23 protein-coding genes are annotated in these 22,636 nt (G+C 64.1%); 8 read left to right on the top strand and 15 right to left on the bottom strand.

The annotated features are described in order from the left end of the window. Positions 1-228 (top strand): transposase (locus D580_RS0113640; RefSeq protein ID WP_026289991.1); only part of this gene is annotated, 228 nt, incomplete at its 5' end. On the opposite strand, the gene D580_RS16895 is transcribed toward D580_RS0113640, so the two are convergent. Then, complete coding sequence (locus D580_RS16895) at positions 218-3,019, bottom strand: excinuclease ABC subunit UvrA (RefSeq protein WP_018954927.1); 2,802 nt, start codon at positions 3,017-3,019, stop codon at positions 218-220. The two genes, D580_RS0113640 and D580_RS16895, sit on opposite strands and share 11 nt — an antisense overlap. 311 nt (positions 3,020-3,330) lie before the next feature. Here D580_RS16895 and D580_RS0113630 point away from each other — a divergent pair, with 311 nt between their 5' ends. After that, the gene (locus D580_RS0113630; protein ID WP_018954926.1) at positions 3,331-4,197 is read left to right on the top strand and encodes an ATP-binding protein; all 867 of its coding nucleotides are present in this window, start codon (positions 3,331-3,333) and stop codon (positions 4,195-4,197) included. A 189-nt stretch (positions 4,198-4,386) separates the two neighbouring features. Here D580_RS0113630 and D580_RS0113625 read toward each other — a convergent pair whose 3' ends face one another. Then, positions 4,387-6,690, bottom strand: coding sequence for a SulP family inorganic anion transporter (locus tag D580_RS0113625; RefSeq protein ID WP_018954925.1), 2,304 nt, complete (start codon positions 6,688-6,690; stop codon positions 4,387-4,389). Between the two features lie 365 nt (positions 6,691-7,055). Here D580_RS0113625 and D580_RS0113615 point away from each other — a divergent pair, with 365 nt between their 5' ends. Then, positions 7,056-7,550, top strand: coding sequence for a hypothetical protein (locus D580_RS0113615; RefSeq protein ID WP_018954924.1), 495 nt, complete (start codon positions 7,056-7,058; stop codon positions 7,548-7,550). Positions 7,551-7,653: 103 nt separating this feature from the next. On the opposite strand, the gene thrC is transcribed toward D580_RS0113615, so the two are convergent. The 4 genes from thrC to D580_RS0113595 form a co-directional block, all read right to left on the bottom strand. Beyond that, complete coding sequence (gene thrC, locus D580_RS0113610) at positions 7,654-8,793, bottom strand: threonine synthase (RefSeq protein WP_018954923.1); 1,140 nt, start codon at positions 8,791-8,793, stop codon at positions 7,654-7,656. 152 nt (positions 8,794-8,945) lie between these two features. Beyond that, positions 8,946-10,256, bottom strand: coding sequence for a homoserine dehydrogenase (locus D580_RS0113605; RefSeq protein ID WP_026289990.1), 1,311 nt, complete (start codon positions 10,254-10,256; stop codon positions 8,946-8,948). 39 nt (positions 10,257-10,295) lie between these two features. After that, positions 10,296-11,495: an alanine transaminase gene (alaC, locus tag D580_RS0113600; protein ID WP_018954921.1), complete on the bottom strand. Its 1,200-nt coding sequence runs from the start codon at positions 11,493-11,495 to the stop codon at positions 10,296-10,298. Between the two features lie 135 nt (positions 11,496-11,630). After that, positions 11,631-12,845: a J domain-containing protein gene (locus D580_RS0113595; RefSeq protein WP_018954920.1), complete on the bottom strand. Its 1,215-nt coding sequence runs from the start codon at positions 12,843-12,845 to the stop codon at positions 11,631-11,633. Between the two features lie 60 nt (positions 12,846-12,905). On the opposite strand from D580_RS0113595, the gene D580_RS0113590 reads away from it, so the two are divergent. Continuing rightward, positions 12,906-13,277, top strand: a complete 372-nt coding sequence (locus tag D580_RS0113590) for an Mth938-like domain-containing protein (RefSeq protein WP_018954919.1) — start codon at positions 12,906-12,908, stop codon at positions 13,275-13,277. A gap of 81 nt (positions 13,278-13,358) precedes the next feature. Here D580_RS0113590 and rpoS read toward each other — a convergent pair whose 3' ends face one another. Genes rpoS through surE form a run of 5 tightly spaced genes read right to left on the bottom strand, consistent with a single transcriptional unit; the run spans position 13,359 to position 17,251 of the window. Then, complete coding sequence (gene rpoS, locus D580_RS0113585; protein WP_018954918.1) at positions 13,359-14,393, bottom strand: RNA polymerase sigma factor RpoS; 1,035 nt, start codon at positions 14,391-14,393, stop codon at positions 13,359-13,361. A 32-nt stretch (positions 14,394-14,425) separates the two neighbouring features. Then, positions 14,426-15,253 (bottom strand): peptidoglycan DD-metalloendopeptidase family protein, encoded by an 828-nt coding sequence (locus tag D580_RS0113580; protein ID WP_018954917.1) that lies wholly within the window; start codon positions 15,251-15,253, stop codon positions 14,426-14,428. Beyond that, the gene (locus D580_RS0113575; protein ID WP_018954916.1) at positions 15,253-15,837 is read right to left on the bottom strand and encodes a YqaA family protein; all 585 of its coding nucleotides are present in this window, start codon (positions 15,835-15,837) and stop codon (positions 15,253-15,255) included. Before D580_RS0113575 ends, D580_RS0113580 begins: the two co-directional genes overlap by 1 nt. After that, positions 15,834-16,472: a protein-L-isoaspartate(D-aspartate) O-methyltransferase gene (locus D580_RS0113570; RefSeq protein ID WP_038043761.1), complete on the bottom strand. Its 639-nt coding sequence runs from the start codon at positions 16,470-16,472 to the stop codon at positions 15,834-15,836. The genes D580_RS0113575 and D580_RS0113570 overlap by 4 nt, the downstream gene beginning before the upstream one ends. Positions 16,473-16,495: 23 nt before the next feature. Further along, positions 16,496-17,251 (bottom strand): 5'/3'-nucleotidase SurE, encoded by a 756-nt coding sequence (gene surE, locus D580_RS0113565; protein ID WP_026289989.1) that lies wholly within the window; start codon positions 17,249-17,251, stop codon positions 16,496-16,498. Positions 17,252-17,380: 129 nt separating this feature from the next. Between surE and D580_RS0113560 the strand changes: the two genes are divergently transcribed. The 4 genes from D580_RS0113560 to D580_RS0113545 all read left to right on the top strand — a co-directional run bounded on the left by D580_RS0113560 (position 17,381) and on the right by D580_RS0113545 (position 19,729). Then, a complete protein-coding gene (locus D580_RS0113560) occupies positions 17,381-17,917 on the top strand; it encodes a Smr/MutS family protein (RefSeq protein WP_018954914.1) in 537 nt (178 codons plus the stop codon). A 194-nt stretch (positions 17,918-18,111) separates the two neighbouring features. Continuing rightward, a complete protein-coding gene (locus D580_RS0113555) occupies positions 18,112-18,672 on the top strand; it encodes a Tll0287-like domain-containing protein (protein WP_018954913.1) in 561 nt (186 codons plus the stop codon). 182 nt (positions 18,673-18,854) lie between these two features. After that, positions 18,855-19,301 carry a PAS sensor domain-containing protein gene (locus D580_RS0113550; RefSeq protein ID WP_012637997.1) on the top strand — a complete coding sequence of 149 codons (447 nt, stop codon included), beginning with the start codon at positions 18,855-18,857 and terminating at the stop codon, positions 19,299-19,301. Between the two features lie 98 nt (positions 19,302-19,399). After that, positions 19,400-19,729, top strand: a complete 330-nt coding sequence (locus D580_RS0113545; protein ID WP_231363564.1) for a hypothetical protein — start codon at positions 19,400-19,402, stop codon at positions 19,727-19,729. Between the two features lie 11 nt (positions 19,730-19,740). Here D580_RS0113545 and D580_RS15675 read toward each other — a convergent pair whose 3' ends face one another. The 4 genes from D580_RS15675 to D580_RS0113525 all read right to left on the bottom strand — a co-directional run bounded on the left by D580_RS15675 (position 19,741) and on the right by D580_RS0113525 (position 22,180). Beyond that, positions 19,741-19,998: a hypothetical protein gene (locus tag D580_RS15675; protein WP_196799751.1), complete on the bottom strand. Its 258-nt coding sequence runs from the start codon at positions 19,996-19,998 to the stop codon at positions 19,741-19,743. A gap of 49 nt (positions 19,999-20,047) precedes the next feature. Beyond that, positions 20,048-20,992: a GGDEF domain-containing protein gene (locus D580_RS0113535; protein ID WP_018954910.1), complete on the bottom strand. Its 945-nt coding sequence runs from the start codon at positions 20,990-20,992 to the stop codon at positions 20,048-20,050. A gap of 34 nt (positions 20,993-21,026) precedes the next feature. Further along, positions 21,027-21,332 carry a hypothetical protein gene (locus tag D580_RS0113530; protein WP_018954909.1) on the bottom strand — a complete coding sequence of 102 codons (306 nt, stop codon included), beginning with the start codon at positions 21,330-21,332 and terminating at the stop codon, positions 21,027-21,029. Positions 21,333-21,484: 152 nt separating this feature from the next. Then, entirely contained in the window at positions 21,485-22,180 is a 696-nt protein-coding gene (locus D580_RS0113525; RefSeq protein ID WP_231363563.1) for a class I SAM-dependent methyltransferase, read from the bottom strand. Positions 22,181-22,636: the final 456 nt, after the last annotated feature.

Below are 22,636 nucleotides of genomic sequence, written 5' to 3'. Positions count from 1 at the left end.
AATGCCTACCTGCGCTCTGCACTGTTCATGCCGGCCATGGCGGCCATCAGGCACGAGCCCCGGGCCAAGGCGTTCTATGAGGCACTTGTCGCCCGCGGCAAGAAAAAAATCCAGGCTCTGTGCGCCGTGATGCGCAAGTACCTCACCGGACTGTGGGCGTGCATCAAAACCGGCAAACCCTTCGATGCCTCGGCTTTGTTTAGCGATCAACACATTGCTAAGGCTTGACTGGGAACGGAGTATCTACAATCCTCCCCGTGTGTCTCACGAGGTGCCCGGCCAGCTTGAGGCGCTGGGCCTCGCCGCCGGAGAGGGTCGGCACCGGCTGGCCCAGGCGCAGGTACTCCAGGCCCACCGCCGCCAGCGGTTCCAGGCTCTGCTGGATCTCCGGCACATGGGCGAAGAAGGCCAGGGCCTCGGTCACGGTCATCTCCAGCACGCCGGAGAGGTCCGCGGCCTGTCCCTCCGCGCCCAGGGCCTTCACCTGGAGCACCTCGGGCCGGTAGCGCCTGCCGTCGCACTCGCCGCAGCGCAGGTACACATCGGAGAGAAACTGCATCTCCACGTGTTCGAAGCCGGAGCCGCTACACACCGGGCAGCGGCCGTTGCCGGAGTTGAAGCTGAAGGTGCCGGCGGTGTAGCCCCGCCCCTTCGCCAGCGGCTCCTCGGCGAACAGCTTGCGGATGGCGTCGAAGGCGCCCACGTAGCTGGCCGGGCAGGAACGGGCGGTGCGGCCGATGGGGGACTGGTCCACCATCACCACCGCATCCAGGGACTCGTGACCGCTCAGGGAGCCGAAGGCGCCGGCGGGATACTCCGGGCGCCCCTTGAGCTTGGCCAGAGCCGGGTAGAGCAGGTCTTGGATCAGGGTGGACTTGCCGGAGCCGGACACGCCGGTGACGCACACCAGGCGGCCCAGGGGAAAACGCACGTCGATACCCTTGAGGTTGTGCTGGGCCGCGCCGCGCAGTTCCAACCAGACGGTGTCCCCATCCGGTGGGCGGCAGGCGGACGGCAGGGCCACCTGTTTGCGGCCACTCAGGTACTGGCCGGTGAGGGACTGGCGCGAACGCAGGATCTGCGCCGGGGTGCCGAAGAACACCACCTCCCCGCCCCGCTCGCCGGGACCGGGCCCCATGTCGAGGATGCGATCGGCGGCACGCATCACCTGGGGGTCGTGTTCCACCACCAGCAGGGAATTGCCCGCATCCCGCAACCGGCGCAGCACGCCCACCACCCGGTCCATGTCCCGGGGATGCAGACCAATGGAAGGCTCGTCCAGCACGAACAGGGTGTTCACCAGGGAGGTGCCGAGCGCCGTGGTCAGGTTGATGCGCTGCACCTCGCCGCCGGAGAGCGTGCGGGACTGGCGGTCCAGGGTGAGATAGCCGAGCCCCACTTCGCAGAGATAATTCAGGCGCGCGCGGATCTCGGAGAGCAGCAGGTCCGTGGCCTCGTCTAGCCCGCATATTTCACCACCGTTCGTAGCGAGGGCGTCGAGATGCCGCTGTGACGGGGCGCGCGGAGCGCAAGACGGCGCCGGCGTAGCCGACACTACGTCAAGCCGGCTGAAGTGAGCACGCCTCGTCACAGCGAGCAGATCGGCGGCCGCAGTAGAAGGGTGGTGAGATATGCGGGCTAGGGGTGCAGGCAGGTGCAGCTGATCGAAGAAGGCCTTGCAGCGCGCCAGGGGCACCTGCATGAGGTCGTGCAGGCAGAGGCCAGGGAGGGCCTCGAGCAGATCGCGGGACCACGAGACCCCCGCGGGCAGGAAGCGGGCGCCGGGTTCGAGCACGCCGTCCGCGTCGGACTTCGTGCCCAGGCGCCAGAGCAGTGAATCGGGCTTGAGCCGCGCGCCCTGGCAGGCCTTGCAGGGCTCGTAGCTGCGGTAGCGGGACAGCAGCACCCGGATGTGCATCTTGTAGCTCTTGGTCTCCAGCCAGTCGAAGAAGCGCCGGATGCCGTACCAGAGCCCGTCGTCGAAGTCGCCTTCCCCCTCGATCACCCAGGCCTTCTGGTCATCGCTCAACTCGTCCCAGGGCAGGTCCAGCGGGATGCCCCGCTTGCGGGCGAAGGTCATCAGCTCCGCCTGGCACTCGTAGTAGGCGTCGGTCTGCCAGGGCTTCACCGCACCCTCGCCAAGGCTCACCCGCCCGTCCGGGATCACCAGGTCCAGGTCGATGCCCATGGTGCGGCCGAATCCCCGGCAGGCCTCGCAGGCGCCGATGGGCGAGTTGAAGGAGAAGTGATTGGGGGTGGTCTCGCTGTAGTGCAGGTCGCAGGCGGCGCAGTGCAGATCGGCGGAATAGTCCACGGGAGCCAGAGCTTCGCGGTCCTCACCCAGGGGATAGACCCGCACCCGGCCCTGGCCGTGGTGCAGGGCCGTCTCCAGGGCCTCCACCAGGCGCCCCCGGTTGCCGGGCTCCACCCGCAGCCGGTCCTGGATCACCTCAAGGCGCTGTTCCGTCTCCCCGTGAAACCGCTCGTAGGCCTGGGCCTTCAGGTGCCCCTTCACCTCCTCCAGGCTGAAGTTCTCCGGCACCGGCACCGGGAACACCACCATCACACGTGTGCCATCCTTTCCGACGCGATCCAGCCACTCGTTGGCGATGGCCTCCGGGGTATCGCGCCGCACCGGGGCGCCGCAGCCCCGGCAGTGCAGGTGCGCGGCCCGGGCATAGAGCAGTTTCAGGTGATCGTTGAGCTCCGTCATGGTGCCCACGGTGGAGCGGGAGGTGCGCACCGGGTTGGTCTGATCGATGGCAATCGCCGGCAGCACGCCCTCGATGCGGTCCACCGCCGGCTTGTCCATGCGGTCCAGGAACTGCCGGGCGTAGGGGGAGAAGGTCTCCACGTAACGGCGCTGACCCTCGGCGTACACGGTATCGAAGGCGAGCGAGGACTTGCCCGAACCGGACACCCCGGTGACCACGATCAGTTCGTTGAGGGGCAGTTCGAGATCCAGGCCCTTCAGGTTGTTCTGACGGGCGCCGAAGATGCGGATGTGGTCCTGGGACATGGGCAATGTAGAGGCTCTCGGAGGCAGCACAGGTTACCCGATCCTTGGGGTTCTGTGGCGAATGGCGCACTGAAAACAGGGGTCCGCGAATGAACGCAAATCAACGCGAATGAAAGGCCAAAGCATTAACCGCAAAGGGCGCGAAGGTATTCGCGAAGGACGCAAGGGAAATCATGTGATCAAAAATCCTTTGCGCCCTTCGCGCATACCTTCGCGTACTTCGCGGTTTGCTTTTTCGATCTGAATTCGCGTTGATTTGCGTTCATTCGCGGACTCCATGATCCTTAGCAAAACACCCCCGGACACAACCCATGACCGACGACACCGAACTCAAAGACGTGCTGGCACAGTTTTCCCGGCTCATGGACCGGGCGGAGCGGCTGCTGCCTGCGCCGAGGCCGGAGCCGGACTGGACCGCGCCGGCCCATCGCTGGCACCGGGACGGTCACCTGAGTCCGGTACACGAGATCGCGCCGCTCGCCCTGGACGATCTGCTGCACATCGAGCGTCAGAAGGCCCTGCTGGTGCGCAACACCCGCCAGTTCCTCAAGCGCCTGCCCGCCAACAACGTACTGCTCTGGGGCGCCCGGGGCACGGGCAAGTCCTCGCTGATGCGCGCGCTGCTCAATGAATACCGGGACGAGGGACTGCGCATCATCCAGGTGGACGGCCAGGACCTGGTGCACCTGCCGGAGATCGCCCTGCCCCTGGCGGGTCGTCCCGAGCGCTTCATCCTGCTGGCGGATGATCTCTCCTTCGAGGCCAGCGATCCGGGCTACAAGGCGCTCAAGGCCATGCTGGACGGATCCCTGGAAGGCACACCGGAGAACGTGCTCATCCACGCCACCTCCAACCGGCGCCACCTGATGCCGGAGAAGATGCTGGACAATCTGGAGGTGAAACGGGTGGATGACGAAATCCACCCGGGCGAGGCGGTGGAGGAGAAGATCTCCCTGTCGGAGCGCTTCGGCCTGTGGCTGGCCTTCCACCCCTTCAATCAGGACCAGTACCTGGCGGTGGTGGCCCACTGGCTCACCCGGCTTGGCTGCATTGATACGGAAGATAGCCATGCCGAAGCCCTTCGCTATGCCTTGGGCCGAGGCTCACGCAGCGGCCGCGTCGCTTGGCAGTTCGCGCGGGACTGGGCGGGGCAGAAAGGTTTGGAGATCGGCGGTTGAAGGCAATGGACAGGATGAACAGGATTTTTCAGGATTAACAGGATTCAAGACGAAAAACATTTGACAGGATTAACTTGATATACATGATTTCTTTTTGAAAGCTCTTAATCCTGTTAATCGTGTAAATCCTGTCAAAACTCTTTTGCTCTTATCCTGTCCATCCTGTCCATCCTGTCCATTCAATACGCCTCAGGATGCCCCCTCCTCCGCAGGGTCCGCGCCGGATACGTCGTCATCAGCGGGGGATGGAGAACCCTCCAAACAGTACTCGATGATTTCCAGCAGTTCCTCGATCCCCTCCGGCGTCTCCAGTTCCCGATCGGGCCGGAAGGTGAGCACGGCGTTTTTGCGCACCTCCAGATACACACCGGGGTGGCGTGCCAGGAAACCACGCAACCGCCCCGCTGCCGCGATCACGCCATCGTGGGTACTCGGTGCATACAGGCGATACCCCTTGGGGAAACCCAGGGACTCGGCCAATTCCAGCTCCTGGTAATTCACCAGGTAACTCTTCAGGTAGTGCCCCGGTGCCAGCACCATGTCGGGCAGACCCGAGACCGGCTCTGCGGGTTTGACGATCACCAGGGTGTGCTGGTGCTCTGCGTAGTAATCCGGCGCGGCGGTGTGGCTGTAATCGAAGGCGCGCACCATCCAGTCACGATAGTAGCCGGTCATCACGTTGCGTTCCAGCTTGTGATCGCCGCGGCGCAGGTAGACGAAATCGTGGACGTTGAGCTCCGCCAGGGTGGCGGGTTCGAACTGCAGGCCATGCAGACGCGCGAACTGTTGCATCTCCTCCGCGCGGGCGGACAGCCGCGCCTCCCGCTTGACCAGCGCGGCATCGTGCATGCGCGCCGACAGGGAGTGCTGGGTGAACTGGTAGTACTTCTCCATACCCAGGAGCTCGAAGGGACGCTGTGCGCGCAGGGACTCCTCCTGCAACTGGTGCAGGTACTCCATGGCCGTGTGGTCGATGATGCGTCCGGACTCCGTGACGATGATGGAGAGACCGGCATCCTCGGGCAGCTGCTGCAGGAGTTTGTCGAAGGGCAGCAGGTTGAAACACACCAGGGAACCCACGGAGACCTCGTAGTGGGGCAGCCCATCACGGGTGTCACCGTGCACCTTGATGATGGGATTTCTGAACAGGCCCATGAAGTTGCGTGCCAGCAACTCCAGGGACTGGGCGAAGCTCAGCCTCCCGGTGAGCACCACCCGGAACGAGGGCGTCAGCAGGTAGGCGAGCATCAGCACCTCCGCGGCCATGCCGATGAGGATGCCCCACAGCAGATCCGTGGTCAGGATCGCGGCCACGGTGATCAGGAAGATCACCATCTGGTCCCTGCCGATGGCGTAGGTCTTGCGGAACACCTTGTACTCGCACAAGCGCCAGCCCACGTAGATGAGAATCGCGGCGATGGCGGCCAAGGGGATCATGGCGATGAGATCCGTGGCCACCAGCAGGAACAGGATCAGGAAGATGGCGTTGTAGAAGTTGGCCCACAGGGTGCGGCCGCCGGCATCGATGTTCACACGGCTCTTCACACCGCCCGGGATGATGGTCAGACCGCCCGCCAGGCTCGACAGCATGTTGGACACGCCCATGGCGCGCAGGGTGACGTTGGGGTTGGACTTGCGCTGGTAGGGATCGATCTTGTCCACGGCCGCGATGGTGGCCAGGGACTCGATGCCGTCGATGAGCGTCAGGGTGATGACCACAATCAACAGGTTGATCCAGAGTTCCGGCCGGTTCATCACCTCGCCGAAGGCGGGCACGGTGATGCCGCCTTCCAGCAGGCTCTCCGGCATGGTGATGAGATACACCGCCTCCAGGCCAAACACGGTGGCCAGCACCAGTCCCAGCAGGGCCACGAACAGGGGCGGCGGGATACGCTTCATCCACTGCCGGCGCGTCGCGTTCAGATAGAACATCAGGAACAGGCACACGGCGCCGATCAGGAAGACCGTCGGCTCGATGTTGAGCAGCGTATGAGGCAGCTTGAGGATGGAATCCATGGTGGTGGGTGCCACCGGGGACAGATCACCGAACAAGGGCGGGATCTGCTTGAGGATGATCATGATGCCGATGGCGGCGAGCATGGCCTCCACCACCGTCACCGGCAGGAAGATGGCGAAACGCCCCGCATTCATGAAGGCCAGCAGGATCTGCAGCAGGCCGGTGAGGCAGATGGCCACCAGCAACAGCGGGTAGCCGGCAGCAAGATCGCCGCCACCCAGCAGCAGCATGCCCGAGAGCAGTGCCGGCGCGAGCCCCGCGGCCGGGCCGCTGATGGTGACGTAGGCACCGCCCAGGAAGGGAAAGATCAGGCCGGCGATGATGGCCGAGATCACCCCGGTGACCGGCGGCGCACCGGAGGCGATGGCAATCCCGAGGGACAGCGGCAGTGACACCAGCGCCACCTGCAGGCCGGCACTCAAGTCATAACGCCAGTGCCTCAGGCCCTTGACGCCGTTATTGGGTTTTTCGTCCATCCCCACGGTCATTCCCCTGTTCTGCGGGTCCTTGCATTGATGACTGCGACAGGCCGACGCAGTCAGGATGATATGACCGGCGTCTCAATCCAGGCCAGCAGCGAAACACTTAAGTCGGCGCCGTTGATGGCGTCGAGAATCATAACGTATTTTGATCCATCCATAGAGGCTGACAGATCTCTCCTGATCACCCTTACCTACTGACCAGGACAAAGTGCATTGCTGATCCATATGCGGTCAGCAAAACCATCACATAGGTAATGGCTATTGACCGAGTTACCCGAGCCGGATGCTAGGGTGAAGATTCACTCATCGACGGTTTCATGTTCATGACAGATACACAGCCACCCCAGAGAAGCGGATTTGTGACCACACTGGCCTGGGTGCTCATCATCCTGGCGGGTGTCGCAAGTGTGATGCTCGCTGCGCAGAATCTATTCCTGCAGTTCATGTTCTCCCCCGGGGAACTGGAACGGCTCCTGGGGGCGCAGCAGGGCATGGGCACGGACGCGCCCTCGCACCGCTTCATGGCGGAACACTTCCGCAGCCTGATGCTGGTCCCGTTGCTGTTCGCCGTACTGGTGCTGACCGGTGCCATCGGCCTGCTGGGTCGCAGGCCCTGGGCCTATGGACTGACCCTGGTGATGATGGGTGTGGGGATGCTGTGGAACGGCGCGGCGGTGGTGCTGCACCTGATGACCCTGGCGGGCCTGGGTGCCTTCCCGGGACCGGTGTTGCGGCCCGGCATGTTCGGCGGCGGATTCCAGGTACTGGTCTCCGCCCTGCTGATCCCGGTGTTCGGGTGGATCATCCTGCGGCTGAGGGCGCCGGAGATCCGGAGGGAATTCGGTCTGAAGTGAGAAGGGTGAAGTAGGAAGTGGGCAGTGGGGATGACTGGCCAATGTCACCGGCCACGGCTCCACGCTCGAGTTCACACTTCCCAATTCACCCTTCTCACTTCAATTACATGTTATCCAGGATCGCCCGCTTCACCTGATCCAGCTTGGCCTCCACGTTCACCAGCGGACGGGTGCTCTGGGCGATGGCGGTGTCGGGGTCCTTGAGGCCGTGACCCGTGAGGGTGCAGACGATGCTGGAGCCTTCGGGGATCTTGCCGGTCTGGATGTCGCGCAGGGCACCGGCCAGGGAGGTGGCGGAGGCGGGCTCGCAGAACACGCCCTCCTTCTCGGCCAGCAGCTTCTGGGCAGCCAGGATCTCGGCGTCGGTACACTCGTCGAACCAGCCGCCGGATTCCTCCTTCACCTTCCAGGCGGAATCCCAGGACTGGGGATGACCGATGCGAATGGCGGTGGCCACGGTCTCGGGGTCGTCCACCATGGCGCCGCGCATGAAGGGCGCGCTGCCGGCGGCCTGGTAGCCGATCATCTTCGGGCGGTTGCCCACCACGGCGCCGCCGGCGTACTTGCAGTGACCCTTGCAGAAGGTGCAAGCCTCTGTGACGTGGTCACCGGAGGCGGAGCTGTACTCGCAGTAGCCGATCCAGTGGGCGGTGATGTTGCCGGCGTTGCCCACGGGCAGACAGTGATAGTCCGGGGCGCGGCCCAGTTCCTCGACGATCTCGAAGGCGGCGGTCTTCTGGCCCTGAAGACGATACGGATTGATGGAATTCACGATGGTCACCGGGGCCTGGTCGGCCACTTCCTTCACCAGGCGCATACCGTCATCGAAGTTGCCCTTGATCTGGATCACCACGGAGCCGTGCATCATGGCCTGGGCCAGCTTGCCCATGGCGATCTTGCCGTCGGGGATGAGCACGAAGGCAGTGATGCCGGCCCGGGCGGCGTAGGCGGCGGCGGCCGCGGAGGTGTTTCCCGTAGATGCGCAGATGATGGCCTTGGAGCCCTCCTCCACCGCCTTGGTCACGGCCATGGTCATGCCACGGTCCTTGAAGGAGCCGGTGGGGTTGAGCCCCTCGTACTTCACGTAGATGTCTACTTCCTTGCCGACGATGCGCGGGATGTTGTTCAGGCGGATCAGCGGCGTGTTGCCTTCACCCAGGCTGATGATGCGGGTGTCGTCATGGACCGGCAGGCGGTCGCGGTAACGGTCGATCAGTCCGGTGTAGCGGGTACGAAATGGCATCTTGATGTACTCGTATCTGATTCAGCTTTCGAGGCTGAAAGTCAAAAGATTTGACGCCAAGACGCAATGACGCAAAGAGAGCTTGAAATCACTTCGAAAGGCATTCTTTGCGAACCTCCGCGCCTTTGCGCCTTCGCGTCGAGGTTTAGGGTTTACTTCAGGCTCTCCAGCCGGATGCGGGTCACCGGGGCGATCACGGTTTCCAGCTGCTGGATGGCGGAGATGGCCTGGTTCATGTTGCCTTCGCGCACCTTGTGGGTGAGCAGGATGATGCTGGCCTCCGCAGCGTCCTCGTCGGTCTCCCGCTGCAGCACCGCCTCCAGGCTGATGTGCTGGTCGCCCAGGATGCGGGTGATGTCCGCCAGCACGCCGGGCTTGTCCTGCACCCGCAGGCGCAGGTAGAAGGCGGTCTGCACCTCGTCCATGGGCAGCACCGGGATGTCCGACAGGGCATCGGCCTGGAAGGCCAGGTGCGGCACGCGGTTCTCCGGGTCGGAGGTGAGCGCGCGCACCACGTCCACCAGGTCCGCCACCACGGCGGAGGCGGTGGGGTCAGCGCCGGCACCGGCGCCGTAGTAAAGGGTCGGGCCCACGGCGTCGCCCTTGACCAGCACCGCGTTCATGACGCCATCCACGTTGGCGATCAGTCGCCGCTGGGGGATCAGGGTCGGGTGCACGCGCAGCTCGATGCCCTGCTCCGTGCGCCGGGCCACGCCCAGGTGCTTGATGCGGTAGCCCAACTCGGCGGCATAGCCTACGTCCTCCCGGGTGATGCGGGTGATGCCTTCCGTGTAGACCTTGTCGAACTGCAGCGGGATGCCGAAGGCGATGGAGGCCAGGATGGTGAGCTTGTGGGCGGCGTCGATGCCTTCCACGTCGAAGGTGGGATCGGCCTCTGCGTAACCCAGACGCTGGGCCTCGGCCAGCACGTCGGAGAACTCACGGCCCTTATCGCGCATCTCCGTGAGGATGAAGTTGCCGGTGCCGTTGATGATGCCGGCCAGCCACAGGATGCGGTTGCCGGACAGGCCCTCGCGGATGGCCTTGATGATGGGGATGCCACCGGCCACGGCGGCCTCGAAGGCCACGGTAACGCCCTTCTCCTGGGCGGCAGTGAAGATCTCGTTGCCGTGCAGGGCGATGAGGGCCTTGTTGGCGGTGACCACGTGTTTGCCCTGCCCGATGGCGGCCAGCACCAGTTCCCTGGCGGGCTTGGTGCCACCGATCAGCTCGACGACGATCTCCACGTCCGGATCGTTGACCACCTCGAAGGGATCGGTGCACAGCCGAACGGCACTGAGGTCGCAACTGCGGGGACGCTTGAGGTCACGGGCCGAGGCGGCCACCACCTGGATGCCGCGACCGGCACGGCGGGCGATCTCGTCGCCATTGCGGGCCAGCACGTTGATGGTGCCACAACCCACGGTACCGAGGCCGAGCAGGCCGACTTTAACCGGTTTCACATGGACTCCTTTAGGGATTGATCGTCATCTGTCGCAGGCTCACGCCGTGCCGGTTTGGCGGCTGTCGTCCCGGAACATGGCCTTGATGCCGCGCAGGGCCTGGCGGGTGCGGTGTTCATTCTCGATCAGGCCGAAACGCACGTGGGTGTCGCCGTAGCTGCCGAAGCCGATGCCCGGGGACACGGCCACCCTGGCCTCCTTGAGCAGTTTCTTGGAGAACTCAAGGGAACCCAGGTGGGCGTACTGCTCGGGAATCGGCGCCCAGACGAACATGGTGGCCTTGGGCTTTTCCACCTTCCAGCCCAGGGCGTTGAGGCCGTCACAGAGCACGTCACGGCGACGCAGGTAGAGCTGGCGGATATCCTCCACGCAGTCCTGGGGGCCTTCCAGGGCGGCGATGGCCGCCACCTGGATGGGAGTGAAGGTGCCGTAGTCCAGGTAGGACTTGATGCGCCCGAGCGCGGCCACCAGCTTCGGATTGCCGCACATGAAGCCCACGCGCCAGCCGGGCATGTTGTAGCTCTTGGACAGGGTGTAGAACTCCACCGCCACGTCCTTGGCACCGGGTATCTGAAGGATGGACGGGGACTGGTAGCCGTCGAAGACGATCTCTGCGTAAGCCAGGTCGTGCACCACCCAGATGCCGTGTTCCTTGGCGATGGCGACCACCTTCTCGAAGAACTCCAGCTCCACGCACTGGGTGGTGGGGTTGGCCGGGAAGTTCAGGATCAGCATCTTGGGCTTGGGCCAGCTATCCTGGATCGCCTTTTCCAGTTCGGCAAAGAAATCCACGCCCTCGGTGAGCGGCACGTGGCGGATGTCCGCCCCGGCAATCACGCAGCCGTAGGGATGGATGGGATAGGAGGGGTTCGGCACCAGAACCGCATCACCGGGACCCAGGGTGGCCAGCGCCAGGTGCGCCAGGCCTTCCTTGGAACCGATGGTGACGATGGCCTCGGTCTCCGGGTCCAGATCCACGTCGAAGCGGTCCTTGTACCAGCGGGTGATGGCCCGGCGCAGGCGGGGGATGCCCCGGGACATGGAATAGCGGTGGGTGTCCTCCCGCTGGGCCACTTCCACCAGCTTGTCCACGATGTGCTGGGGGGTGGGCTGGTCCGGGTTGCCCATGCCGAAATCGATGATGTCCTCGCCCCGGGCTCGGGCCTTGGCCTTCAGATCGTTGACGATGTTGAAGACGTAGGGCGGAAGGCGCTTGATTCTGGGAAATTCGTCGATCACAGGCGTATTCGCAGGGCAGGAGGTTGGTCGCAGGGTCAGTGATCCGGCACCGAATGCCCCAAGGGCGGGCGCGGATAAACTGGCAACGGTACTGCGCCCCCCCCTTGGCTGTCAACGTGTGCTAGCCCGCAGGGCTCAGCGCTTGGTCTTTCGCTTGCCCCTGCCACGCGGCTTCGGCGCCTCGTACTCCGGCGGAGCCCAGGAATCAAACAGCATGTCCAATTCCGGAAAGTCCATCATGCCGTCCATCTCGGTAAGGATGTCCCTGACCGCCCGATCCCGGCGAGAGGGGGTGTTCAGATCCTCATGGAGACCCTGTAGGGCGTCGATACTTGCCTGCAATTCTTCCACCTGCCTATCGAATAGGGCATCGAGATCGAGCTTGCGCATGGTCTGCACAACCGAACGGTGTACATCCAACAGATCGGCGGCGGCCTGGATCAAGCCTTCTTTTTCCTTTTTCAGCGTCTGGACCTGCTCACGTAGGGCCTTGTTGAAGCGCTTGATGCGCGCCTCAGGCAATCCTCCCAAGGTATCCACATCCAGCTGGCTGCAGGCCATCTGAAGCCGCAATAGGCCTATGAGATCCCGCTTTTCAAAGGCCTCGTTGACCTGCTGCATGAGCTCGGTCTTGCGTACCCGTTCCTCGGGATCCTGTTCCCGGTCCGGGTGCAGAAAACTGGCCAGCTTGCGGTAGGTCTCGCGCAACGCGGCGTCGGCGGCCTCTTTAGCCTCAAGCAGGGCACGCTCTTTTTTCTTGGGACGGCGCCCGGGCGGAGGGGTACCCTGGCCTTGCGCACGACTGTTGGCGGCGTGGTCGATCATATCCGTCAGGTCATCGCCCTCGTAGCCATCCAGGGCGCCCTCGCCGAACACCGCACCCAGAAACTCTCGGGCCAGTTCCCGCTCCAGTGCAGCTTCCTCCTCTCGGCTGAGTCCCGTGTGGCGCTCACACAAGGCCACAAGCTCCGGATCCTGATCCCTATCGGGGAACGTTTCGGTGATCATGCAGATATAGTCGCTCAAGACCCCACGCTTGGTCTTGGACAGGCGCAGGCCTCCCTTGGGCAGGTTCAGCAGCTCATCAAGCCGAAAGACCACCATCCTCTGTGCCAAGTGCAGGCGTTCGATCCTGGGTAACATCTCGGCATGCACCCGCTGAGCCAGCCGGGAGATCTGCTCCTGCCAGAGCGCGACATCTTCCTGTAGCTGACGGACCTGGCCGGACAGACGGTTGAAGGTTCGCTGTTCGGGATCGAGCTGCTTGTTGTGGCCTGAAATGCGTACCAGCTCGCGGACATCTTCCGGTACGGGTAGATCATCGAATAGTCGTCCTTGTTTGCCCTGCATGTCGTTGCCTCTTGGATGTGGGCTTGCGGAACAACGGGATTAAACGGTAGCTTAGGGGTCATGAAGATGACCCAGGATTACGGTGCCGGTAGCCACCTGATCACCGGCTACGAGGTCGGCATGGTTCGTGTGAACGAAACCGCATACCACGCTAGCCTGATAGTGACCCCGGAACGGTTGGATGTCCATTGGCAGCCGCAGCGTTTCGAGGACCTGGACCTAGCCTGCTTCCAGTCCCTGTTGGACAACCCATCGGAGGTCGTCATCTTGGGCACGGGAGCACGCCTGCGCTTCCCACCCCGGGATATCGCCTTGGCATTTCGCAGTCGGGGGATCGGTTTCGAGGTGATGGATACCGGTGCCGCCTGCCGGACCTACAACATCCTCATGACCGAGGGACGGCCGGTGGCGGCGGCGTTGTTGATGATTTAGGAGCAATTCAAAATTCAAAATTCAAAGGGCTGAGTGCGCTGTTCCCTTTGAATCTTGAATTTTGAATCTTGAATTCTCCCCTCATCCCTGCAAAAGCGCCTCTTCCGAAAAGCCTCTGCTCTCCAGAATTTTTCTGAGGCGCTTCAATGCATCCATCTGGATCTGGCGTACCCGCTCGCGGGTGACGCCCAGTTCGGCGCCCACCTGTTCCAGGGTGCTGCGCTCGTAGCCGTGCAGGCCGAAACGGCGCACGATCACCTCGCGCTGTTTTTCGTCCAGTTCCTGCAGCCACTCGTCCACGAACTGCACTACGTCCTCGTCCTGGATCAGGATGGAAGGCTCGGGGGTCTGCTCGTCGGGGATCACGTCCAGCAGCGCACGTTCGCCGTCCTTGCCGATGGGCAGGTCCACGGAGGTGACCCGCTCCGACAGGGCCAGGATTCTCTTCACGTCTTCCACGGGGCGATCCAGATGCCGGGCCACTTCCTCCGCGGTGGGCTCGTGGTCCAGTTCCTGGGCGAGCTTGCGCGCGGTGCGCAGGTAGACGTTGAGTTCCTTGATAACGTGGATGGGCAGGCGGATGGTGCGGGTCTGGTTCATCAGGGCCCGCTCGATGGTCTGGCGGATCCACCAGGTGGCATAGGTGGAGAAGCGGAATCCGCGCTCGGGATCGAACTTCTCCACGGCGCGGATCAGGCCCAGGTTGCCCTCCTCGATCAGGTCCAGCAGGGCGAGGCCGCGGTTCATGTAGCGCCGTGCGATCTTGACCACCAGGCGCAGGTTGCATTCGATCATCTTGCGCCGGCCGGACTCGTCACCCTTCTGGGCAAGCCGCGCATAGTAGACTTCTTCTTCGGGCGTCAGCAGGGGGGAAAATTCGATTTCGCTGAGATACAGCCGGGTGGCGTCCAGTTCACCCTTGGGGACATCGCCAGCGGCATAGACCTTGGTGGCGGGATCCTCGTCTTCCTCTTCCTCGTCGGTATCCTCGGCATCGTCGGCAAGGACCAGCGCCTCGTCCTCGTCAGCGAGTTCATCAGGCACTTCGAGCTTCTCTTCCCTGATCTCGTCTTCCAGGTCCCCGGCAGGGGATTCCGTCCTGCGCCGCTTCGGCATGGTGCCTCCTTGAGGATGGGGTGGAACCCCGCTCAACGTCTCGGCAGATACCGCAGGGGATCCACGGGCCTGCCCTCGAACCGGATCTCGAAATGCAGCATGGGGCGGTCCGTACCAGTGTCACCGAGGCGCGCGATCTGCTGCCCGCCGGTGACGTCCATGCCTTCGTTTACCAGGAGTTTTTCGTTGTGTGCGTAAGCGCTTAGGAAATTTTCATCGTGCTTCACGATGATAAGCTGACCATATCCGACAAGTCCACTGCCGCTATAGACCACCCGCCCGGGCGCGGCTGCGCGTACCGGCTGGCCCCGTGTACCGGCGATGCCGATGCCCCGTTTGACCGTGTCATCGTTGGTCGGAAACGGCCGAATCACCTGCCCCTCGGTGGGCCATTGCCAGCGGATGCCGGTGGCCGCTGCCGTGGGCGGCGGGGTCTGGGGCTGGGCTGGGCGTGGCGCGGCAGCGGCGGGTGCCTGTCGGGGCGGCGTACTCGCCGTGGCGCCACCGGTGCGCGGGGCAGTAGCCGTGGCGCCGCCCGTCGTACCGCCCGTGCGTGGCGCGGCCGGTGGGGGACTCGCTGGTGGCGGTGCCGGCGCTGCGGCGGTGGCGGTGCCACCGGGCGGCGGGTTCATGCGCAGTCGCTGTCCCGGATGGATCGTGTACGGGGCACGGATGCCGTTCCAGCTGGCCAGCTGCTGCCAGTCCACCCGGTAACGCCAGGCGATGGAATACAGGGTGTCATTGGGGCGCACCGTGTAGTAACCGGACTGGAAACGGGTGTCGCTGGAATGCGGGGTAGCACAACCCTCGAGCAGGGTCAGGGAGATCAGCACCAGCAGGATCAGGCGAGCCGGTCTCATTACCCATGCGTGTTGTAGACGGCCACCGCCACCAACAGCAGCAGGACCGTGAACCACCCGAGCCATTCCATGTAGGGCCGTAGCTTGTCCTCCACCCGGGGGCCCAGCCAGCCGATCAGCAGCGCTACGGCGAAGAACCGGGCACCGCGGCCGATGAAGGAGGCGATGATGAAGGGCAGCAGGGCCATGGACAGGGCCCCCGCGGTGATGGTGAACAATTTGTAGGGAATCGGCGAGAAGCCGGCGATCAGCACCACCCAGACACCCCAGACATCGAACCACTCCCTGGCCAGTTCCAGACGATCGCCGTAGCCAGCCGCCAGCACCCAGGGTTCCACCATACCGAAGGCCAGCCAGCCGATCAGGTAACCCATCACCCCGCCCAGCACGGAGAACAGGGTGGTAATGAAGGCGAAGCGCACACTGCACTCCGGGCGCGCCGCCGCCATGGGGGCGAGCATCACGTCCGGGGGCACGGGAAAAAAGGACGACTCCGCGAAGGACAGCGCGGCCAGATATCGGGGGGCATGACGGTGCCGGGACCAGACCATGACCCGGTCATACAGGGGGCCGAACAGCTTCACGTGATGGTCCCCGGCAGCATGGGCACGAAACTCACCGATTCCAGCACTTCCTGCTCGAAACCATTGGCCGTGCGGGTGATGCGGATAAGCTTCTGGCTGCCCCCCTCATCGCCCACCGGGGCCACCAGCACGCCCCCCTCGCCCAGCTGCTGCAGCAGGGCCTCGGGGATCTCCCGGGGGGCGGCGGTGAGCATGATGGCGTCGAAGGGCGCCTGCTCGGGCCAGCCCCAGCCGCCGTCGCTGTGCTTGAGGCTCACGTTGCGGATGCGCAGGGTGCTGAGCACCTCCCGGGCACGGCGCTGCAGGCCCTGGATGCGCTCCACGCTGTAGACCCGCTCCACCAGGGGCGCGAGCACCGCCGCCTGGTAGCCGGAACCGGTGCCCACCTCCAGCACCTTGCGGCGCGGGCCGCCCTCGAGCAGGGCCTCGGTCATGCGCGCCACCACGTAGGGCTGGGAGATGGTCTGGCCGTAACCGATGGGCAGGGCAGTGTTCTCGTAGGCCCGACTGGCCATGGCCTCGTCCACGAACAGGTGGCGGGGGGTATGGCGGATCACGTCCAGCACCCGCCGGTTGCGGATACCCGCCTCCTCCAGCTGGCGCACCAGCCGGTCCCGGGTGCGCTGGGAGGTCATGCCGATGCCGCTGATGGTGGTGTTCACGCCGGGTCCTCGTCCCGCAGCCAGTTGGCCACGGTGTCGATGGCGTCGTAGCGGGTCAGGTCCACCTGGATGGGCGTGACGGACACGTAACCGGAACGCACGGCATGGAAATCGGTGCCGGGGCCGGCGTCCTGCTCGGGCCCAGCCGGCCCCACCCAGTAGATGGGCCGGCCACGGGGGTCGTGACTGCGGATCATGGGCTCGGACTTGTGGCGATGGCCCAGGCGCGTGGCCTGCACACCCTTGATCTCGGACCAGGGCAGATGGGGCACGTTGACGTTCAGGATGGTATTGGCCGGCAGGGGCATGTGTCCCAGGCGCTTGAGCAGGTCCAGCACCGCCCGGGCGGCGGAATCGTAATGCTTGCCCTCGTGGCTGTTGATGGATACGGCGATGGCCGGCAGGCCCAGGAAACGCCCTTCCATGGCGGCGGCCACGGTGCCCGAGTAGAGCACGTCATCGCCCATGTTGGCCCCGGAGTTGATGCCGGAGATGACCATGTCCGGCTCTTCCTCCATCAGACCCGTGATGGCCAGGTGCACACAGTCCGTGGGGGTCCCGTCCACGCGCACATCACCGTTGTCCAGGCGCATGGCGCGCAGGGGCCGGGCCAGGGTCAGGGAGTTGCTGGCGCCGCTGCGGTCCCGGTCCGGGGCCACCACGTGCACCTCGGCCACCGTGCGCAGGGCGGCGGCCAGGCACTGCAGTCCGGGGGCATGGACACCATCGTCGTTGCTGAGCAGGATGCGCATGGGGCGGCGGGGTTCGGGCATGACGGGTAATATACTTGAAAGCCCGCGCCAATCGCAGACCTGTCCATCGGTCACAGGCTGCCGGCCGGCCATTCAGCCAGTGTCGTTCACGACGCCGGGGAGACCTCCATGGATCACGACAGCCCGCCCGATGATGACGCCGTCCTGTTCCGCGCCGCCGTGGGCGAGGTGCGTCCCGTGCGCCAGGACCGCCACACGGGCCGCGGCAAGCCCCCCAGGCCCCACCCCCAGCACTCCGAGGCCGCCGACCGGGAGGTCGTCCGCGATCTCATGTCCGACCCCTTCGGCGGCACCGAGGTGCAGCCCGGGGATGAGCTGCAGTTCGCGCGCACCGGCCTGCAGCGCAATACCTATCGCAAGCTGCGCCGGGGTCAGTTCCGCCTGGACGGTGAACTGGACCTGCACGGCATGACCACGGCGGAGGCCCGGCAGGCCCTGGCCCTGTTCCTGCTAGAGGCCCGGGACCTGCGCTGGCGCTGCGTGCGGGTGATCCATGGCAAGGGCCTGCGTTCCAGCAACCGGGGGCCGGTGCTCAAGGGCCACGTGGCCCACTGGCTCACCCAGCGGGACGAGGTCCTGGCCTTCTGCTCCGCCCGCCCAGCCGATGGCGGCACCGGGGCGGTGTACGTACTCCTCAAGCGCTGACGCATCCCTTCTTGACGGCGCTCACGTCGCCCCACCACCCATCACCTATGCTACTGACCAGGGCCAGGCACCTGCCTGTGTGACCATGTCACTGAGCCCGGCTCTGCGCCCGTTGCCTAATCAGGCGTCCCGGCACCACCTATGAAGTACCGGACGCCCGCAGTTCTCAGACAAGACCACAAGGAGCCACGACCATGAAACGATTCGCACTCATCAGCCTGCTCGCCCTGACCGCCGCGCCCGTCGCCGCCCAGGACCACGTCACCCGCGTGGAGGCGAGCCGCGCCGCCATCCAGCAGTTCGCCCAGACCCTGCAGGGTGAACTGCAGGCGGCCATGCAGGCCGGCGGCCCCGTGCAGGCCATCGAGGTCTGCCACACCCGCGCCCCGGAGATCGCCCAGCAGGTCTCCGGCCAGCGGGGCGTCGACCTGAGCCGCACCAGCCTCAAGATCCGCAACCCGAGCAACAGCCCCGATGCCTGGGAACGTGAAGTGCTGGAGCGCTTCGATGCACGGCGCGCCGCGGGCGAGAACCCCATGCACATCGAGGAGTTCACCTACTACGTGCGCGGCGACGAGCAGGAATTCCGCTTCATGAAGGCGATCCCCGTGGGCGAGGTCTGCCTGGCCTGCCACGGCACCGCTGTCCAGGCCCCGGTGATCGACGCCCTTAATCGCCTCTACCCCGCCGATGCCGCCCGCGGCTACGAGCAGGGCCAGTTGCGCGGCGCCTTCGTGGTCCGCCAGCCCATGTAAGTTCCGGCTAGCAAGAACCTCCGTTCTGGAGCCGCCGCAAGGCGGCTCTTTTTTATCGGCAGGGGCTGATCGTCCCGGAATAGGCTGCGCGCATACGATCCCGACGGCATTGGTCGGGAACGGGGATCATGCTAAATTCCGGTTGTCACCCATCGGCGGCAACCTCAAAGAACCGGGTACCCATGAACAAGAAACGGCTCATCGACGCCGAACTGCTGGAACTGGCCATTGATGCCTCCAACGACGGCATCACCATTGCCGAGCAGGAAGGCGACGACAACATCCTCATCTACGTGAACCCCGCCTTCGAGCGCCTCACCGGCTACAGCGCCGACGAGATCCTGTACCAGGACTGCCGTTTCCTGCAGAAAGGCGACCGTGATCAGGAAGGCCTCAAGCAGATCCGCGAGGCCATCAAGGCCGGCAAACCCTGCCGGGTGGTGGTGCGCAATTACAAGCGCGACGGCACCCTGTTCTGGAACGAGCTGAGCATCACCCCCGTCTACAACGACCAGGACCAGCTCACCTACTACATCGGCATCCAGAAGGACGTCACCGACCGGGTGGTGGCCGAGCAGCAGCGCGACGAGGCCCTGCGCGAACTAGAGAAGCTGCGCGCCGGGCAATAAGCCGGTCTCAGCTGCCTGACAGTCTCCCCTGGCAAATCGCCGCACTCGGGCTACGCTCATAGTGCATGGGTGACCTCCAAGCCGACGACACCACAAGCATGCTGCGTCCCGTCACCGCCACGGGCCCGGCCGAACCCCTGTGGAAACGCGCTCCCGCCCGGGATGACGAAGGCCGCCCCCTGTCCGACTTCATGATGCTGATCCCCCGTCTCGGCAAGCGCCCGGTCCAGCAGATGCGCCAGATCCTAAGGGAGATCGAAGCCGTGCTCTGCACCTACCAGCACGCCGTGGTGTTCGCCGACATGAACCTCAGACTCAACATCCTCTGGGTCACGGTCAGGCCCATCCCCGGCATCTGTCTGGAACTGCCCGCTGCCCTCAAGGTGCGCGTGCCGGAGGCCATGCTGGTGGCCAGTCGCCACGAGTAAATGCCCCGTCCTCAGCTCAGGGGCAGCGGTTGCGCGACGCCCGCCAGCATCCGCAGGGCAAAGACCGCCATCCACAGACCCGCCAGGTTAGCGACGATACCGGCCAGCAGGATGGACATCGGGTAAGCCAGCGACCAGTAATAGGGGGAATCCCAGGCCTCGCTGCGTCCGCTCAGCAGCGCGGTGAGCAGCCACAGCATCCCGCCCCCGATGAGGCATATCCAGTATGCCTTGCGTTCGAGAGATCTATCTTCGGCTACTTGATCCATGCCTGAACCCCGGTTCATTTCATGTTCATGTCCTGAACCGAAACGAATTTCAAGCCATGGACTCGACCCGGTTGCGGCCTTCCTGCTTGGCCTTGTACAGCAGCCTGTCCACCTCATCCACGAACTCGCTGGGTTCGTCCCCATGGGAAGGGATGATGGTGCCGACCCCGAGGCTCGCGGTCAGGAAAGGCAAAGACTCGGAGCTCTCATGGGGGATCCGGGCATCCAGGATCAGGGTACGGCAACGTTGGGCCACCTTCTCCGCCGCCGGGGCGTCGGTCTCGGGCAAAACCAGCACGAACTCCTCGCCGCCGAAACGGGCAATGAAATCCCGGGCGCGGGTGGCGGCGGACTCGAGGATCCGGGCCACGTGCATCAGGCAATCGTCGCCCTGCAGATGGCCGTAAAAGTCGTTGTACTGCTTGAAATAATCGATATCCAGCAGGATCAGGGACAGGGGCTGGTGGTTGCGCCGGGCATTGCTCCACTCGAGCGACAGCACCGAGTCGAACATGCGCCGGTTGGCCACGCCGGTCAGGCCGTCCTTGAAGGAAAGATCCTCCAGCTCCTTTTGCAGGCGGACCAGCTCCTGCTCGTTCTTCTTGCGCTCGCTGATGTCGAACATGAAGCCCACCAGGGCGTGCACCTCACCGTCCTCGTTGCGCACCACGTGCACCACGTCGCGGATCCACACGTAACGGCCATCGGCGGTCAGGGCCCGGTAATCCGCCTCGTGATCCGTGCCTGCCTGGGACTGACTTACGCAGAAATTGACCACCTTGTCCCGATCCTCGGGGTGCATGCGCTGCGCCCAGTCCTCGACGCTCACCCAGCTGTCCTGGCTCCAGCCGAGCAGGGCCTCGATCTGGGGGCCGATGTAAGCGAACTGCATGGTCTGCCAGTCGATCTTCCAGGGGATCGCCCGGGTGGATTCCAACAGGGTCCTGTAGACGTCGCTGTCGGTGTCCATGCCTTCGTTGGTGTTGTCTTTCATCTGACTATTGGCCCTGCAAGCCTATAACGATCGATTAGAGGAACTTCAATCGGCTGCGCAGACTATCGCAGTCCATACTGATATCCTTCAGGGTCGCGCCGTCATCCGCGACGCCAACCACTACGCCCTTGCCGGACACCGGGATCAGGTTGTCGATCTGGAATCGCCCCGGGGTGGCGCGTAGGAAGCATTCCTCGTCGAAGAACAGGCGGTCTCCCTGATCGCCCACCTCGTCGGACTCCAGGGTCTCATAACCCACCAAACGGACGATGTCCTCCTTGCCGGAGATCTGGATCTCCTCGATGGACTGGGTCTCGGGGGTAATCAGCAGGGCCTTCATGGGATGTCCTCGGTTGGGGTGAGCGTGCGACCCGGCCGGGCAGACAGGGCATGTGGCTGTGAGCACCCTTCGGAATGCGCCACAGCGTCCGAATCAGCTGGACACAGTGTATCAACTGACAGATTGAACGGGCGGATGTTTCACCCCGCCGGTCAGGAGACCGGCCTCCTGGCCACAAAGACCTCGTACCGACCCGGCTCCACGCCATCGATGTCCATGGGCAGCGCATGGGCCTGGAACCCCGCCGCCTCAAGCCAGTTGAGCCATTCCTGGCGGGAAAACAACCCGAGCACGAAGCGGTCATGGAGCGTGGACACGGTCCCGTGCTCATCCCGGATCAGGTAGGTGAAGTCCACCGTGTATTGACTGTCATCGGGGTCCGGGTCCCAGGTCCACTCCAGGTACCTCAGGCCGCGTACCCCGTCGTCATGACCACCGCAATCGGTGGATGGCCGGAAGTGCTCACGCATCGCATCGGGCATAAACAGGGTGACACCGCCGGGGCGGCAATGCAGGAAGGCGGTCTCCATGGTCATGCGCAGATCCTTCTCGGTGTTCATGTGAGAGACCGCATCCTGCACGAACACGCAGTCAAACTGCCTGTCCAGGCGGATATCGCGCATGTCCCCCTGGAGGTGCTCGCACTCCGGATTCACCTGCCGGCTGACCGCCAGCATCCCGGGGGAAAGATCCACAAGGGTCATGGCGAAACGGCGTTTCAGATACCAGGCATTGTTGCCGCCACCGCTGCCCAGTTCGAGCAGGCTTGCAGCAGTTCCGTCACAGGCCTCGACCAGGAGCGACTCGTAAAATGCGGCCTCTTCGGCATAGTCCTCGATGGGTGACATCAGCGTCCAATATGACGCCAGACGGGAGTAAAGCAACATGAATCCCCCTTGTCGACACGGCGATCTGGGCCTCCTCATCACCCGTTTGAGTGATGTTTGACCCTCAGGATTGGGAAACAATCTAACACGCTGTCCAGCGCACACCGGGACTGTGTCCATTGCATCTAAACCCGACAGTTGCATAAATCCGGCACGGTTTTACAAGAAAACGGCTTATATACGGTACGACCTGCCTGTTGCACGGCTGTTGCTGGACCTCACCAAATGTGAAGTCCAGAAAACGGCCTAAATCGGTGCGAGAAGATGGCTTGCACGCATAAAAAAACGGTCTCGAAGTTGGTAGAATTGGTGGCACCACACCGTCCAACAAAACCAACGGAGACCGTCTGGATGAAGTGTAGCAGAGCCGCCGTTCATCGCAAGACCCATCGCATTCCCGATATCCGGTTCGAGGAC

The organism is Thioalkalivibrio sulfidiphilus (assembly GCF_000377945.1).
GTDB classification, from domain to species: domain Bacteria; phylum Pseudomonadota; class Gammaproteobacteria; order Ectothiorhodospirales; family Ectothiorhodospiraceae; genus Thioalkalivibrio_A; species Thioalkalivibrio_A sulfidiphilus_A.
Note: the sequence above shows the minus strand (reverse complement) of the source record. Positions and strands in the feature narration are given on the sequence as shown.